The sequence below is a fragment of the Anoxybacillus sp. CHMUD genome (assembly GCF_013096965.1).
Lineage (GTDB): Bacteria > Bacillota > Bacilli > Bacillales > Anoxybacillaceae > Anoxybacillus > Anoxybacillus kestanbolensis_A.
The window spans coordinates 1-14520 of record NZ_SDLG01000016.1 but is presented as its reverse complement, the minus strand read 5'-3'; the positions used below and the strand labels follow the sequence as shown (position 1 = coordinate 14520).

The 14520-nt window shown below is 39.1% G+C and carries 14 protein-coding genes and 2 pseudogenes; 14 read left to right on the top strand and 2 right to left on the bottom strand.

Going from position 1 to position 14520, the window contains the following annotated elements:
- Window positions 1–109 precede the first annotated feature (109 nt).
- The 14 genes and pseudogenes from ETB99_RS10755 (at window position 110) to ETB99_RS10695 (ending at window position 12944) form a co-directional block, all read left to right on the top strand.
- Window positions 110–2038, top strand: coding sequence for a tetratricopeptide repeat-containing glycosyltransferase family 2 protein (locus tag ETB99_RS10755; RefSeq protein ID WP_253263617.1), 1929 nt, complete (start codon window positions 110–112; stop codon window positions 2036–2038).
- Window positions 2039–2051: 13 nt separating this feature from the next.
- Window positions 2052–3101 (top strand): annotated as a pseudogene (locus ETB99_RS15310) (glycosyltransferase); the annotation flags it as partial.
- Window positions 3102–4126: 1025 nt separating this feature from the next.
- Window positions 4127–4768, top strand: a pseudogene (locus tag ETB99_RS14885) (glycosyltransferase family protein); the annotation flags it as partial.
- On the top strand, window positions 4769–5491 hold the full coding sequence (locus ETB99_RS10745) for a class I SAM-dependent methyltransferase (protein WP_171700598.1): 723 nt from the start codon (window positions 4769–4771) through the stop codon (window positions 5489–5491). It abuts the pseudogene before it with no gap.
- A 40-nt stretch (window positions 5492–5531) separates the two neighbouring features.
- Entirely contained in the window at window positions 5532–6278 is a 747-nt protein-coding gene (locus tag ETB99_RS10740) for a sugar phosphate nucleotidyltransferase (protein WP_171700568.1), read from the top strand.
- A 12-nt stretch (window positions 6279–6290) separates the two neighbouring features.
- A complete protein-coding gene (gene rfbC, locus ETB99_RS10735; protein WP_128999706.1) occupies window positions 6291–6854 on the top strand; it encodes a dTDP-4-dehydrorhamnose 3,5-epimerase in 564 nt (187 codons plus the stop codon).
- Window positions 6851–7864 carry a dTDP-glucose 4,6-dehydratase gene (gene rfbB, locus ETB99_RS10730; RefSeq protein WP_171700567.1) on the top strand — a complete coding sequence of 338 codons (1014 nt, stop codon included), beginning with the start codon at window positions 6851–6853 and terminating at the stop codon, window positions 7862–7864. Before rfbC ends, rfbB begins: the two co-directional genes overlap by 4 nt.
- Window positions 7861–8718: a dTDP-4-dehydrorhamnose reductase gene (gene rfbD, locus ETB99_RS10725; RefSeq protein WP_171700566.1), complete on the top strand. Its 858-nt coding sequence runs from the start codon at window positions 7861–7863 to the stop codon at window positions 8716–8718. Before rfbB ends, rfbD begins: the two co-directional genes overlap by 4 nt.
- Window positions 8715–9788, top strand: a complete 1074-nt coding sequence (locus ETB99_RS10720) for a glycosyltransferase family 2 protein (RefSeq protein ID WP_253263616.1) — start codon at window positions 8715–8717, stop codon at window positions 9786–9788. Before rfbD ends, ETB99_RS10720 begins: the two co-directional genes overlap by 4 nt.
- A gap of 120 nt (window positions 9789–9908) precedes the next feature.
- On the top strand, window positions 9909–10268 hold the full coding sequence (gene flaG / locus ETB99_RS10715) for a flagellar protein FlaG (RefSeq protein ID WP_171700565.1): 360 nt from the start codon (window positions 9909–9911) through the stop codon (window positions 10266–10268).
- Window positions 10269–10285: 17 nt separating this feature from the next.
- Window positions 10286–11773 (top strand): flagellar hook-associated protein 2, encoded by a 1488-nt coding sequence (locus ETB99_RS10710; RefSeq protein ID WP_253263615.1) that lies wholly within the window; start codon window positions 10286–10288, stop codon window positions 11771–11773.
- 20 nt (window positions 11774–11793) lie between these two features.
- Window positions 11794–12195, top strand: coding sequence for a flagellar export chaperone FliS (fliS, locus tag ETB99_RS10705; protein ID WP_003397358.1), 402 nt, complete (start codon window positions 11794–11796; stop codon window positions 12193–12195).
- On the top strand, window positions 12195–12545 hold the full coding sequence (gene fliT / locus ETB99_RS10700) for a flagellar protein FliT (RefSeq protein WP_171700564.1): 351 nt from the start codon (window positions 12195–12197) through the stop codon (window positions 12543–12545). The genes fliS and fliT overlap by 1 nt, the downstream gene beginning before the upstream one ends.
- 9 nt (window positions 12546–12554) lie before the next feature.
- Entirely contained in the window at window positions 12555–12944 is a 390-nt protein-coding gene (locus ETB99_RS10695; RefSeq protein WP_171700563.1) for a DUF8042 domain-containing protein, read from the top strand.
- 34 nt (window positions 12945–12978) lie between these two features.
- Here the strand turns inward: ETB99_RS10695 and ETB99_RS10690 are convergent, their stop codons facing one another.
- Window positions 12979–13953, bottom strand: a complete 975-nt coding sequence (locus ETB99_RS10690) for an HD-GYP domain-containing protein (RefSeq protein ID WP_309138148.1) — start codon at window positions 13951–13953, stop codon at window positions 12979–12981.
- The coding region (locus ETB99_RS10685; protein ID WP_171700562.1) for an RNA-guided endonuclease TnpB family protein at window positions 13944–14520 on the bottom strand (577 nt) is incomplete at its 5' end. The genes ETB99_RS10685 and ETB99_RS10690, both read right to left, overlap by 10 nt.

Below are 14520 nucleotides of genomic sequence, written 5' to 3'. Positions count from 1 at the left end.
GCATAAAATGAATAATTGCTATATTTGTTTTCTCTCCTCTTCACATCTTCATCTTTTTATCCGATATAAACAGTAGATGAATACATAAATGAAGAAAGAAGGAAGAGAAATGAAGCCATTTTTATCGTTATGTATGATCGTAAAGAATGAAGAAAAAGTGTTACAACGTTGTTTAGACTCTGTATATGGCGTTGTAGATGAAATTGTTATTGTCGATACAGGTTCAACCGACTCAACGAAAGACATTGCGTTAAAATATACAAATAAAGTATATGATTTTGAATGGACGAATAGTTTTGCGGATGCGCGCAACTTTGCTCAGCAACAAGCGACTGGAGAATGGATCCTTGTACTCGATGCAGATGAATACGTCGATCAAGCAAATTTGAAAGAAATGATTGATATATTAAAGCAAGCGGATGAGAGTGTGGAAGCGTATGATGTGGCTATTTACAACTTTATGGGTGTGTACGGCGAACGTGTTCTTCAACATCGCCATACGCGTATTTATCGCAACTCCCCACATTTACGATACGATCGAGCCATTCATGAACAGTTGCGTAGAGTAGACGGCGAATACGTTCAAGCTTCGCAAGGAATTTTAACCATCTACCATACCGGTTATATGCATCAGGCAGTGACAGAAAAGAAAAAACATGACCGCAATGCACCGCTTCTTGAGCATGAAATGGAAGTAGGTGAAAGCGTTGCTTTTGACTATTTTAATTTAGGAAACGAGTATCTTTCTAAGGGGGAAATAGAAAAAGCACTACAATCATTTATTCAAGCATACCAAGCGAAAAAAGACATTCGCTTGAGCTGGGTATCTTATTGTCTTGTGCAAATTATTTTATGCTTAAAGTATTTACAAAGGTTTGAAGATGCTTTACAAGTCATCACGGATGCAGAAAATTTATATAGCGAAACAGCTGACTTTCCATTTTTGCGTGGGGAAATTTACTACTTGCAACATCGTTACGACGATGCGATAGAACAGCTTGAATATTTGCTTGAACATAAAAGCAAATATCCTCATACGATTAAAACGTTTGAATATGTCGAATATGATCCACATATGTTGCTCGGACATATGTACAAGCATAAAGGAAATTTACAAAAAGCAATGTATCACTATTCTAGTGCATTGTCTTTCAATCGCAATAGTTATGAGGCACTATACCATGTGTTGCAGTTGTTAGCACGTGTTCATCGCGAGGAAGAAATCATTGAATTTATTGAAAATAAGCAATTAGCGAACAACGAGCTATCTATTTTGCTTATTTTGCGCATTGCTTCAGTTTTACATTTAGAAAAAGTAGTGCGATGGTACGCTCCGAAGTTAAACGATGAAATTGTTCGATATGGCTTTGAAATAAAAACAAATATATTGCAAAAACGTTATGAAGAAGCGTTACAACAAATATTAAAAAGTTCTCTATCTCATTTACAAACGTATATTCGAACGGGAAGTTTAGATTTGTACGACTTATTGGTTGTGGCGTTTAAAACAAGCCAACTCGATGTCGTTCGCTTATTGCTTCATCTCGTTTCTGAGCAAAAAGAAAAAGAGTTTCTATTGTTTATGATGAACGAGTTAGAGAAAGCCCCATCGCATGAATTTTACTTACTTTTGCTTGAGCGAACGATTCAACTGAAAGAGTACGAGTTATTTGAACAATTTCTTGCTTTAAGAGATACATTTCCTTCGTCCGTTCATATAAAAATTGGGCATTTGCTGCATCGTTATGAATTTATGGACGTGGCCCTTCAACTGTATCGTTCAGTTGATGATATGAATGATTGGGATGCGGAGTCGTTTGTAAATGTGATCGAGGCGTTAGCAGTAAAAAATGAAGCGATGGAAGCGATGCAATATGGACTGTTAGCGATCAGTTTCGGCCATCGCGATTTTCGCTTGTACAAATATGTCATTGAGTTAATGAACATATGTGGAATGAATGAAGAGAAGAAGAAAATTGTTCAACAAGCGAAACGGATGTATCCAGACAGCGAATGGTTAAAGGAGAAAGAAGAATAAAAGGGAGAGCGCGATGAAAACTAGTATCGTTATATTAACTCACAATAAGTTAGACTATACAAAGCAATGTATTGAAAGCATCCGCCAATATACGAGAGAAGGAACGTATGAAATCATTGTAATCGATAACCATTCTACAGATGGAACAGTTGAGTGGTTAAAGGCACAAACAGATATACGAACGATTTTCAACGATGAAAATGTTGGTTTTCCAAAAGGATGTAATCAAGGAATACAAAACGCAACGGGAGAAAACATTCTTTTACTGAATAATGATGTCGTCGTTACGAAACATTGGCTTGACCACTTGCTAGTTTGCTTATACAGCGCTGATGATATTGGAGCTGTAGGGCCAGTGACAAATTCCGCTGCTTATTATTCAACGATTCCAGTGAGCTATACATCGATTGACGAAATGCATGCGTTTGCTTCTCGATATAATGTTTTAGACCCGAATAAATGGGAAGAGCGATTAAAATTGATTGGTTTCTGCATGCTCATTAAAAAAGAAGCGATCGATAAAGTCGGGCTGCTGGATGAACGGTTTACCCCAGGAAATTTTGAGGATGACGATTATTCTGTCCGTTTAAGACAAGCTGGGTATCGTTTAATGCTATGTAAAGACACGTTTATTCATCATTATGGTAGCGTATCATGGAAAGATGACGATAGCGGTTATTTGAAGTTGTTGCGAGATAATCAAAAAAAATTCGAAGAAAAATGGAATGTTGATGTCCAAGCATATGCTATTGAATGGGAGATAATCAGTGAAATAACGATGGATCGCCAAACGAATGTTAATGTGTTACACATTGGTTGCGGTGCAGGAGCAACGCTATTGAAAATGAAGCAAGAGTACCCGCATGCAACGTTTTACGGTGTAGAACAAAATGCGGTGGCGATAAAAGAAGCACAACGGTACGCGTACGTAGCAAATGACTTAGAAGATAGTGAAATTAAAAGACAAATGTTTGATCTTATTTTGTACAGTAATCGTATGTTTACGTTAGATGATCATGTTCTTCGTTTTGTCGTTGAACATTTAAAACCAAATGGACAGTTTTTCGCTTATGTGCAAAATGCGGGGCATTTCCGAGTGATTGAAGAACTGATCGCTGGACGTAATCCTCTTGAACGTACGAATTTATATAGCTTAGGTCAATTAGATGATTTGTTTAAACGGCATCCGCTATCGATGTCTATTAAAGGTATGATCGTTTCAGAGGACGACAACAAACATCGATTAGTCAACCATCTGAAAGCATTATATGGAGAGACTGTTCAATCTTTACTTATACCAAAGTCGTTTGTTGTACGCGCTTATAAGCAAAATGAGAATATAAGGAAACTAATTGACAATTTTGTGTGTAAAAAAGATCGTCATTATGTTTTAGAACAGTTACATCGTCTTTCTACTAACGAAGTGATCGATATCATAAAAAGAATGGATCATGCGGTTGAATTATTAAATGAACTTGCGATCGAAAATTTTGCGCATGGCTATCATGAACACGTTTTACCTTATTTACAAGCAGCGTTTGAGTTATGCCAAGATGATACAGACACGTTGTACAATTTAGCTTTTGTATTGAACTCCTATGGTGAGAAAGAGCTAGCGAATCGATATTTGTCATTCATTCGCCAACCCGATGATGAAGTGAGAAAGTTGTTTGAGGAAATTAACGAACAGTCATTGAAAAAGGCACAGCAACTTACATTTTTGTTGCGTCGTCTCGAGTTTGATGTCGATGTTGACGAGACAAAGCAATCGCTCGTTGACCAACTTGCCCGTGGTGAGATAGATGAACAACTCATTAAGGAGATTATCGATACAAGTATTATTCATAAAGTGAAAGTTTTTCAAAGTATCGCCATCGCATGTTTCGAACGAGGATTGCATGAACATGTACTACCGTATTTACAGCTTGCTTATGAACAAGAGCCGACGAACGTAGATACGTTATATAACTTAGGATACGCGCTTCTTACTTATGGAGAACATGCGCTAGCAGAGACATTTTTACAAAAAATTCAACAACCAGATGAACAAGTGCTACAACTGTTGAAGATCGCAAGAGGAGAGTCTGAATGATGAACGATAAAAAAATTGCATTTATTTATTGCGTTAACAATCGAGAGTTATATGAAGAGTCTGTCCGTTATGTGAGATCGCTTCACGTGCCGGACGGATACGAAATCGAAATTATAGCCATTGAAGGAGCAAAAAGCATCACTTCTGGATATAACGAAGCAATGAAAAAAACAGATGCAAAGTATAAAGTGTATTTGCATCAAGATGTTTTTATTGTGAATAGGAATTTTTTAGTTGATACTATTGAGCTATTCAAAAAAAATAAAAAGCTCGGAATGATCGGTGTAGTTGGCGCGAAAACAATTCCTAACTCAGGAATATGGTGGGAAAGTGAAAATAAGGTTGGCAAAGTTTATGATAGTCATACTGTGAAAATGGAGCTATTGCAATTTGCAGAGGTAGATCAAGGCTATGAGCCTGTGCAGGCTATTGATGGTCTCCTTATGATGACCCAATATGATGTTCCTTGGAGAGAGGATATTTTTAAAGGATGGCATTTTTATGATATCTCTCAATGTATGGAATTTATTAATCGAGGGTATATTGTCGGTATTCCACAGCAGAGAACACCATGGTGTATACACGACTGTGGATTAGTAAATACAAAAAATGGTTTTGAGAAAGATAGAAAAATATTTATTGAACAGTATGTTAGTCAAAGCTTCGGAAATAATCTTGGTGATAATGAGAATGATTATAGTAAAAAATCAGAGAATTATTATCAAGGGGTTAATTACTCCATACTAAATTTTATTAACCCTAGGGCAACTTACGTACTCGATATAGGTTGTGCACAAGGAAATTTAGGGTATGTAATAAAGCAAAAATTTGGATCTAGAGTCTTTGGTATAGAAGCATTTGCTCCAGCTGCTGAGAAAGCTAAAACAAAATTGGACAAGGTTTATATAGGGGATATCGAATCATTCAAATTTCCTTTCTCCGAAGAGATGTTTGACCATATTATTTTTGGAGATGTTCTCGAACATTTATACGATCCATGGGGTGTATTAAGCAAAGTTAAGCCATATTTAAAGAAGGATGGAACTATAATAAGTAGTATACCAAATGTTGGGCATATTTCAGTTTTAACTGAACTTCTTATGGGGAAATGGACGTATAGAGATTTAGGGTTACTTGATAAAACGCATTTAAGATTTTTTACTTTAAGTGAAATTAAGAAAATGTTTGAACTTTGTGGGTATGAGATTAAACAAATACATAGGATTGAGGTTACAAATGAATTTTATAATAAATTAATTATTGCTTTAAAAGATTGCTTAGAAAGTGTTGGTGTTAATAGAGAGAATTTTATTGAAGAGCTGGTGGCTTATCAGTACGTTATAGAAGCTAATAAGAAATAGTGGAAAGTTTGCTTTTTATCAATTAGTTATGGAGGGTTATATGAAAGGTATCATCCTTGCGGGAGGGACAGGCTCCCGTCTTTATCCACTTACGAAAGTAACAAATAAACATTTGCTTCCAGTTGGCAAATATCCGATGATTTACCACGCCATTTATAAGTTAAAAGAAGCGGGAATGAGCGATATTTTGATCGTCACTGGGCGTGAGCATATGGGTGATGTGGTGAATTTGCTTGGAAGCGGTTCGGAGTTTGACGTTCAGTTTACGTATAAAGTACAAGATCAGGCAGGCGGTATTGCACAGGCGCTTGGGTTGTGTGAGGCGTTTGTTGGTAATGATCTCATGACGGTTATTTTAGGGGACAACGTCTTTTCCGACAGTATCGTCCCGTATGTAGAAAATTTTAAAAAGCAACAAACAGGTGCAAAAATTTTAATTAAAGAAGTGAGTGATCCAGAGCGTTTTGGTGTTCCGGAATTAGACGGGGAACGAATTAAAAGTATTGAGGAGAAACCAAAAAAACCGAAAAGCAGTTATGCGGTAACAGGTATTTATATGTATGATACTAAAGTGTTCGATATTATTCGTACATTAAAGCCATCTGCGCGTGGAGAATTGGAAATTACTGATGTCAATAATGCTTATATTGCTTGCAACGAGCTGACATATGATGTATTGCAAGGATGGTGGACGGACGCGGGGACGCACGCGTCTTATTTGCGGGCGAATGAACTAGCAAAGGATGTTAACTTCGGCCAATGGTTTAATAAGAACATGAAATATTGAAGGATGAAAGATATGAAAATAATCGAAACGATATTTGATGGTGCATTTGTTTTAGAACCAGCTGTATATGGGGACGCTCGTGGTTTTTTTATGGAAAGCTATAATGAGAAAACGTTTCGCCAACTAGGTTTTCACTTTCGGTTCGTGCAAGATAATCATTCTCTTTCTGTTAAAGCGGGAACGATTCGTGGATTGCATTATCAGTTAAACCCAAAAGCCCAAACGAAACTCGTCCGTGTTACGCGCGGGGCAATTTTCGATGTGATTGTCGATATCCGACAAGGTTCTCCGACGTTCGGAAAATGGCAAGGTTTCATTTTGAGCGCTGATAATAAAAGACAATTGTTAGTTCCTAAAGGATTTGCGCACGGCTTTTGCACCTTGGTTAGTCATACAGAAGTTCAATATAAGGTGGATGACTATTATTCTCCAGAATATGAAAGAGGGATTTTGTGGAACGACCCTTCTCTAGGGATTGATTGGCCAATGTCAACTCCTATTCTTTCCGAAAAGGATGCAAATCATCCATTGTTGACTGATGCGGAGATTAATTTTACGTGGGAGAGACTGATATGAATGTGTTGGTAACTGGTGGAGCTGGTTTTATCGGCAGCAACTTTGTACGTTATATGTTACAGAAATATCCTAGATACAAAATTGTGAACTATGATCTGTTAACGTATGCCGGAAATTTAGAAAATTTGCAAGATATTCAAAAAAATGAGCGGTATATTTTCGTTAAAGGTGATATTGGAAATTATCAGCTCGTTGATTATGTGGTGAAAACATATGCGATTAATGTCATTGTAAATTTTGCAGCCGAATCACATGTCGATCGCAGCATTTCTGATCCAGCAGCCTTTGTAAAAACAAATGTGCTTGGTACGCAAGTGTTATTAGATGTGGCGAGAGCGAACAGCATTGAGAAATACGTACAAATTTCGACAGACGAAGTGTATGGAAGTTTGGGGGAGACGGGGTATTTTACTGAAGAAACTCCATTAGCTCCGAACAGCCCTTATTCGGCAAGCAAAGCGAGCGCCGATTTGCTTGTGAGAGCGTATCATGAAACATATGGGTTAAACGTGAATATTACGCGCTGTTCAAATAACTATGGTCCTTATCAGTTTCCAGAAAAGCTTATCCCATTGATGATTACAAATGCTTTGGAAGGAAAAGAACTTCCGATTTATGGGGACGGTCGACATGTTCGCGATTGGCTCCACGTCGTTGATCATTGTGAGGCGATAGATTTAGTCATTCATAAAGGGAAAGCAGGAGAAGTGTATAACATTGGCGGACATAATGAGCGAACAAATAATGAGATTGTTCACCTCATTGTTGAAAAACTTGGTGTATGTCAATCGCTCATTAAATATGTTCCTGACCGTCCAGGACATGATCGACGCTATGCAATTGATGCGACAAAAATGATGACTGAACTCGGTTGGAAGCCTCAGTATACGTTTGATAAAGGGATTGAAGAAACGATTCAGTGGTATATGGATCATTCTCATTGGTGGAAGCGGATGAAGTCTGGGGAATATATGGAGTATTATAAAAAACAATATGGTGAAAGAACATGAGCAAAAAAGTCGTGGTAACAGGAGCAAAAGGTCAGCTTGGTACGGAAGTAGTTGAACAATTTCGGCAAATGGGATGGGACGTGTATGGATATGGAAAAGACGAGCTTGATGTGACAGATGCGCAACAAGTCATGGGCAGGCTTGAATATATTCGCCCGCATGTCGTCGTTCATGCAGCTGCATATACAAAAGTTGATGAAGCGGAAAAGGAAAGAGAACAAGCTTTTTTGATTAATACATATGGAACGAGAAATGTCGCTGTGGCTGCTGAAAAAGTGGGGGCGAAGCTTGTATATGTAAGCACCGATTACGTATTCGATGGTAGAAGAAAAGAGCCCTATGACGAATTTACGAACACCCACCCGATAAATGTTTATGGAAAAAGTAAATTAGCAGGAGAACAGTTTGTATGTCATTTTCATTCGAAATTTTTTATTGTACGAACGTCGTGGGTGTTTGGAGCGCATGGAAGTAACTTTGTGAAAACAATGTTACGGTTGGCAAAAGAAAAAAAAGAAATTTTCGTTGTTAATGATCAACGTGGCTGTCCGACATATGCAGTCGATTTAGCACATTCCATTTACGAGCTTGCTCAAACGGAAAAATACGGATTGTACCACATATCGAATACAGGCCAATGTTCATGGTATGAGTTTGCCCAAGCTATTTTTACGGAAGCATGTGTTGATGTTCCCATTCACCCTTGCCGAACAGAAGATTATCCGCGGCTAGCTGCTCGGCCATCTTATTCCGTGTTTGACCATATGGCTTTACGATTGAATGGGTTTGAACCACTTCGTCATTGGCGTGAGGCGCTACAACAATTTTTGCGTGGCTATGAGGTGAAACATTGAAAACATTAGCTTTAGTCATGATTGTGAAAAACGAAGAGAAACATTTAGCGCGCTGTTTACAGAGCGTTCAACAGATCGTTGATGACATCGTTATTGTTGATACTGGTTCTATTGATGCGACAAAAGATATTGCTTATTCGTTTGGTGCAAAAGTGTTCAACTTCGAGTGGGTAAACGACTTTTCTGCGGCACGAAACTATGCGCTCATGCAGTCGACGTGCGATTGGAATCTTGTGATTGACGCTGATGAATATATTGTAAACGACTGTAAGAGCATCATCAGACATTTCATTGAAACAAATGAGGGAGTAGTTGGACGAATTAAACGAATAGATGAGTTCAATCAAAACGGCGAGCGACGATATGCCCAATCTTACTTATCACGGTTGCTTCCTAAAGGGGTAACATACAGCGGGAGAGTTCATGAGCAAGTCGATTCTCCGTTTCCACGCAAAAATGTTAATGTCGAAGTGTACCATGATGGATACGTCCACACGAATAAAACAGAACGGAACTTGAATTTACTATTGCAAGAGTTAAAACAACACCCAACCGATGATTATGTTTTATACCAAGTAGGAAAGCAGTACAAGCTGTTGCAGCAATTGAACATGGCAGAGAAGTATTTTGAGGAAAGTTATCGTTTTGTTCCCCTCCATGCGCGGTATCGTCATAGTTTAGTCGTTGACTATTTATACACGATGACAGCCAACCGTTCGTTTGAACAAGGATTGCAAGTTATCGCAATAGAGCAAAAAAGATTAGATGATTCGCCGGATTTCCACTTCGCGTGTGGACTGTTTTATATGGATGCGATTTTTTGTCATACGGATCGTTATGCGCACTTGTTTCCGTTAATTGAACGATGTTTTATCCGCTGCTTAGAAATTGGCGAAACAGAGAAATACGATCGTGTGCGCGGAACGGGGAGTTTTTTAGCAGCGTACAATCTTGGCGTATTTTACGAAGTGACTGGACAAGTGGAGAAAGCGATATATTTTTATAAACAGGCAGCATATGAAGGATATGAAAAGGCGATTGAACGATTAAATATGTTATTAAACCCATAGCAATCATGGTGTGATGTCTAGCCTCTCGAATGCGAGGGGTTTTTTCTTTTCCCCCTTCAAATTTCCCTTCCTCCATCCGATATAAACAGTAGGAACGTATATGTAAAGGAGCGAACGGTGATGATTGAACGAATTTCTTCTTCTCATTCTTCCACATATATGTATGAAAAAATGACAGAGCGTCCAGCCGAACAGCCAAAACAAGAGCAAGCGACAGCCAAGCAAACGACAGTCAAGCAAGAGGAAGAACGTATTCCAAAACAAAAGCTTGAAGAAATCGTCAAAGGGATGAACGAATTTTTACAGCCGAGCCATACGTCGTTAAAGTTTAATGTGCATGAAGATTTAAAAGAGTATTATATTCAACTAATCGATGATCGAACGAAGGAAGTTGTGCGTGAAATTCCGCCGAAAAAGCTGTTAGATATGTATGCGGCGATGATGAAGTTTGTCGGGTTGATTGTTGATCGAAAAATTTGAGAGGATGGTGAGAGGGCATGAGTACAATGCGTATCGGTGGCTTAGCGAGTGGTATGGATATTGATCAACTCGTCAGCGATTTAATGAAAGCGGAGCGCATACCTCTTGATAAGCTGTATCAGAAAAAGCAAATTTTAGAATGGCAACGCGATGACTATCGTTCGATGAATACGTTGCTTCAAGATTTGGATAGTTATATTTTTAATAACTTAACGCTGCAAAGCAATATGCTCAAAAAAAAGACAACAAGTTCTGATGAGAGTGTTGTGACGGCAACAGCGAATGCTTCTGCAGCGAATATTAGCACGAATTTAACGGTTACGAAAGTCGCTACGTCGGCCACTTGGGTTTCTGAAGCTTCAGCTAGTTATACACCAAGCGGTACAGATACGACGCTGAAAATTAACGTAACAAATGGGGACGGAACGAGCCCAACAAACCCTGTAACCATTACAATTGCAGCGAACTCATCGTTAGATTCAGTCATTGCTCAATTGAACAGCAATAATGACCTCGGCATTAGTGTGTTCCATGATACGCAAACAGGGAAAATTTCGATTATGAAGAAAGATACAGGTGCCGCAGCAAGTTTAGTCATGGGGGATGCAACGACAGCTTCCTTCTTCCAAAGCCTCGGGTTTACAGGTGCTGCAGATGGCGGGGAACTCACAGGAAAAACGGCAGGAGAAGATGCTCAATTTACAATTAATGGATTAACGACATCACGTTCGTCAAATACGTTTACCATTAATGGTGTGACTTATACGTTGAAAAAACCAGGATCATCGACGATCACCACTTTGACAGATACAGATCATATGTTTAATACCATTAAAGGTTTTGTGGATAAATACAATGAAGTCATTGGCAAAATTAACGCAAAAATATCGGAAGAGCGTTATCGTGACTATACGCCGTTAACGGATGAGCAAAAAGAAGCGATGACAGAAAAACAAATTGAATTATGGGAAGAAAAAGCGAAAAGTGGACTTCTGCGTCGAGATTCGATTTTATCAAGCGGTTTAAGTCAAATGCGGTTAGATTTGTATAGCCAAGTGAGTGATCCAAGTGTTAACAGTAATTATGACACGCTCTCTGAAATTGGGATTACGACATCAAGTAACTATTTGGAAAACGGAAAACTGATTATTGATGAGACAAAGTTACGTGATGCAATCGAAAAAGATCCAAATGCCATTTATCAACTGTTTAACGCTAGTGGGGCTGATTTCGACACCAAAGGGATTGCGAAACGTTTGCGTGATACGATCAAAAATACGATCGGAAAAATTGAAGCGAAAGCTGGGAAAACGATTTGGACGAACAATCAGTTTGAAATTGGGAAAAGCTTAAACGATTTGGATCAGCGTATTGATGACTTCGAGGATCGATTAAAAAAAATCGAAGATCGATATTGGCGTCAGTTCACTGCGATGGAGAAAGCCATCCAACGCGCCAATGAACAAAGTATGTATTTGATGAATGCCTTCGGTGGCGGAGTATAATGGGGTAGGAGGAAATGAATATGGCGATGAATAATCCGTATCAATCATATCAAACAAACGCGGTGCAAACAGCGTCACCAGGAGAATTAACGCTTATGCTTTACAACGGTTGTTTGAAATTTATTGCACAAGCGAAAAAAGCGATTGAGGAGAAAGATATTGAAGCGCGCAACACAAACTTATTAAAAGCGCAAAAAATTATTCAAGAGCTCATGGTGACGCTCAATATGGAATATGAAGTGGCGAAGTCGATGATGACGATGTACGACTATATATATCGTCGTCTCGTTGAAGCAAATATTAAAAGCGATATTTCTATTTTAGAGGAAGTTGAAGGGTATGTGAAAGAATTTCGCGATACGTGGAAGCAAGTTATTCAAATGAATCGTCAGCGTCAATACGCGCAAGGCGGTCACGTGTAATGAGCATTGTGTCGGAACTTTTGGATATCACGAAAGCGATGGTAAAGTTGCTTCGTGAGCCGATCGAGAAAGAAAAGCGTGATGGCGTCATTGAACAAGTTGAACAACTGCTGGAGAAGCGTGAACAGCTTCTTCAGCACCTTCCAAACGTATTGACAGATGAAGAAAAACAAATGGGAAAAGAGCTGCTTATGCTTGATTGCGAGGCAAACGCTCTTCTCCAACAATTGAAGCAACAAATTCAACAAGATTTAAAGCAAATGAAACAAACGAAAGTGGCAGCACACCGATATCATGATCTGTATGAGCCGTTATCGATTGACGGTATGTTTTATGATAAACGAAGGTAGGTAGAACATATGGTACATTTAACTCCAGAACAATTAACAGTCGTTCGTCAATATGCGGCGTTATTAGACACAATTGAAGAAGGCTTTCAATATGTCATTGAAAGTTTTGCGAATTACGAACGTACGCAAGGGGATGTCGTACTCGCTGATATTTTTACAGCGTTCGGTCAAATTGATGCGACAAATGAGCGTTCGCTTGCGCATTTTTTCGCTGATGATACGGCGTTGTTGAATGAACTTCAACGTTTTTCTTCTGTCGTCGAAGAAGCGTGGAAATTAGACGGAAAGCTACATGATCCAAACGCGAAGCAACAAATTGTCGAAAAACATGTAGCGCCAGCGTTTGAAGCGTGGAAAGTAAGCGTGATGCAACATCTTCGTCCGTATGTGGAGCAATAATAAAAAGGTGCGAGTAGCTCGCACCTTTTGTAGTTTAAAACGCCTCTGTAATTGTAACGTTCACTTCTTTTCGTAAGTCAATTTCAAACGGTGATTTCAGCACTTCCCCGTTTGGATTTTGTAAAATGCGAACGACAGGGCGAAGCGGATATTCAGGGAAAATGTTTGAGACGACACCTCGGTATCCTGTGTTTAATACGACGTTTGTGCCGACCGGATAAATAGCAACATACTTTAAAAACGTTTTAATGAGTTCATAGTCAAACAACGTGTTGCCTGTTGCGCATAAATATTCAGCTGCTTCATGTGGTGAATGTTGTTTGCGATGATCGCGCGGGGAAGTGAGCGCATCGAATACGTCGGCGATGGCGATAATGCGCGCGAATTCATGAATGTATTTGCCAGCTGCTTGATGTGGATAGCCGCTTCCATCAAATCGTTCGTGGTGCTGTAGAGCACAGTATGCGGATGACGCAGAAATATTATTTTGCTTCTTTAATAACTCAAATCCAAACTCAGTATGATGGGAAATGATGCGACGTTCTTCCGGGCTAAGCACCCCTTTTTTGCTCCAAAGTGCGCTTGGAATTTGCGTCATGCCGATATCGAATAAAAGTGCGCCCACCCCTAAGTCCAGTAGTTGCTGGGATGAATATCCTTTTGCCAATCCGATGACACCTGCGATCGTTGCTACGTTAACCGAGTGGTGAAAGAAATATCCTTTTGAAATAACAAGATCAGATAAGTTAATAAGCAAGTTTTCATGACTTAATAAATAATCTAAAATTTCCTTAAATATTTTTTGATATTCTTGACCGAGGTCAAGTGAGGATACACGCTGGACAGCTTTTTGTTCCTCGATTAGCTCTGCCATCGTTTCATACACTTTTTTTACTGCTTGTTGTCGCACGACTGGGCTAATCGTCGGGCTTTCTTCGATATCGAATGTAAAGATGTCGTGAATTTGAACTACCGCTAGGCTAAAGCCATAGCGGATTCCTACGAACACCGAAAGTTTTTTCGGTTATTTAGTAGGCGATCCCCACAGTTCCTGCGGTTAAGAAGCCTAATGGCTTCGTTTTTGATATTGATACTTGCGTTCACATCCCGATCGTGATGAGTATGGCACACAGGACATTCCCATTCACGCAAAGCAAGATGTTTCACGTCTTTGTTTTGATAACCACAGCACGAACAAAGCTGGCTAGATGGAAAGTTTTTTGCTACGGTGACGACTTGTTTTCCGTACCATCTAGCTTTGTATTCGATCATGGCTTTAAACGTTGACCAAGATACTTCTTGAATCGCTTTTGCGAGGTTGTGATTTTTTAGCATATTAGCTACCGACAAATCTTCCATCCCGATGATGTCGTGGTTTTTGACAATCTCGGTGGAGATTTTGTGCAAGTAATCATGTCGTGCATTTGTGATTTTTTCGTGCAATCGTGTAACTTTTATTCGTTGCTTATTCCAATTCGAGCCACCTTTTTTTCGTCTGGAAAGAATACGTTGTGCTTTTGCTAGTTGTTCTTCTAGCTTACGAAGCCATTTCGGGTTGACGTACTTTGTTCCATCA

What these genes read in the sequence shown, in the direction of transcription:
- ETB99_RS10755 (WP_253263617.1), top strand. Translation starts at nt 110, where the DNA reads ATGAAGCCATTTTTATCGTTATGTATGATCGTAAAGAATGAAGAAAAA.
- ETB99_RS10740 (WP_171700568.1), top strand. Translation starts at nt 5,532, where the DNA reads ATGAAAGGTATCATCCTTGCGGGAGGGACAGGCTCCCGTCTTTATCCA.
- rfbC (WP_128999706.1), top strand. Translation starts at nt 6,291, where the DNA reads ATGAAAATAATCGAAACGATATTTGATGGTGCATTTGTTTTAGAACCA.
- rfbB (WP_171700567.1), top strand. Translation starts at nt 6,851, where the DNA reads ATGAATGTGTTGGTAACTGGTGGAGCTGGTTTTATCGGCAGCAACTTT.
- rfbD (WP_171700566.1), top strand. Translation starts at nt 7,861, where the DNA reads ATGAGCAAAAAAGTCGTGGTAACAGGAGCAAAAGGTCAGCTTGGTACG.
- flaG (WP_171700565.1), top strand. Translation starts at nt 9,909, where the DNA reads ATGATTGAACGAATTTCTTCTTCTCATTCTTCCACATATATGTATGAA.
- ETB99_RS10710 (WP_253263615.1), top strand. Translation starts at nt 10,286, where the DNA reads ATGAGTACAATGCGTATCGGTGGCTTAGCGAGTGGTATGGATATTGAT.
- fliS (WP_003397358.1), top strand. Translation starts at nt 11,794, where the DNA reads ATGGCGATGAATAATCCGTATCAATCATATCAAACAAACGCGGTGCAA.
- fliT (WP_171700564.1), top strand. Translation starts at nt 12,195, where the DNA reads ATGAGCATTGTGTCGGAACTTTTGGATATCACGAAAGCGATGGTAAAG.
- ETB99_RS10695 (WP_171700563.1), top strand. Translation starts at nt 12,555, where the DNA reads ATGGTACATTTAACTCCAGAACAATTAACAGTCGTTCGTCAATATGCG.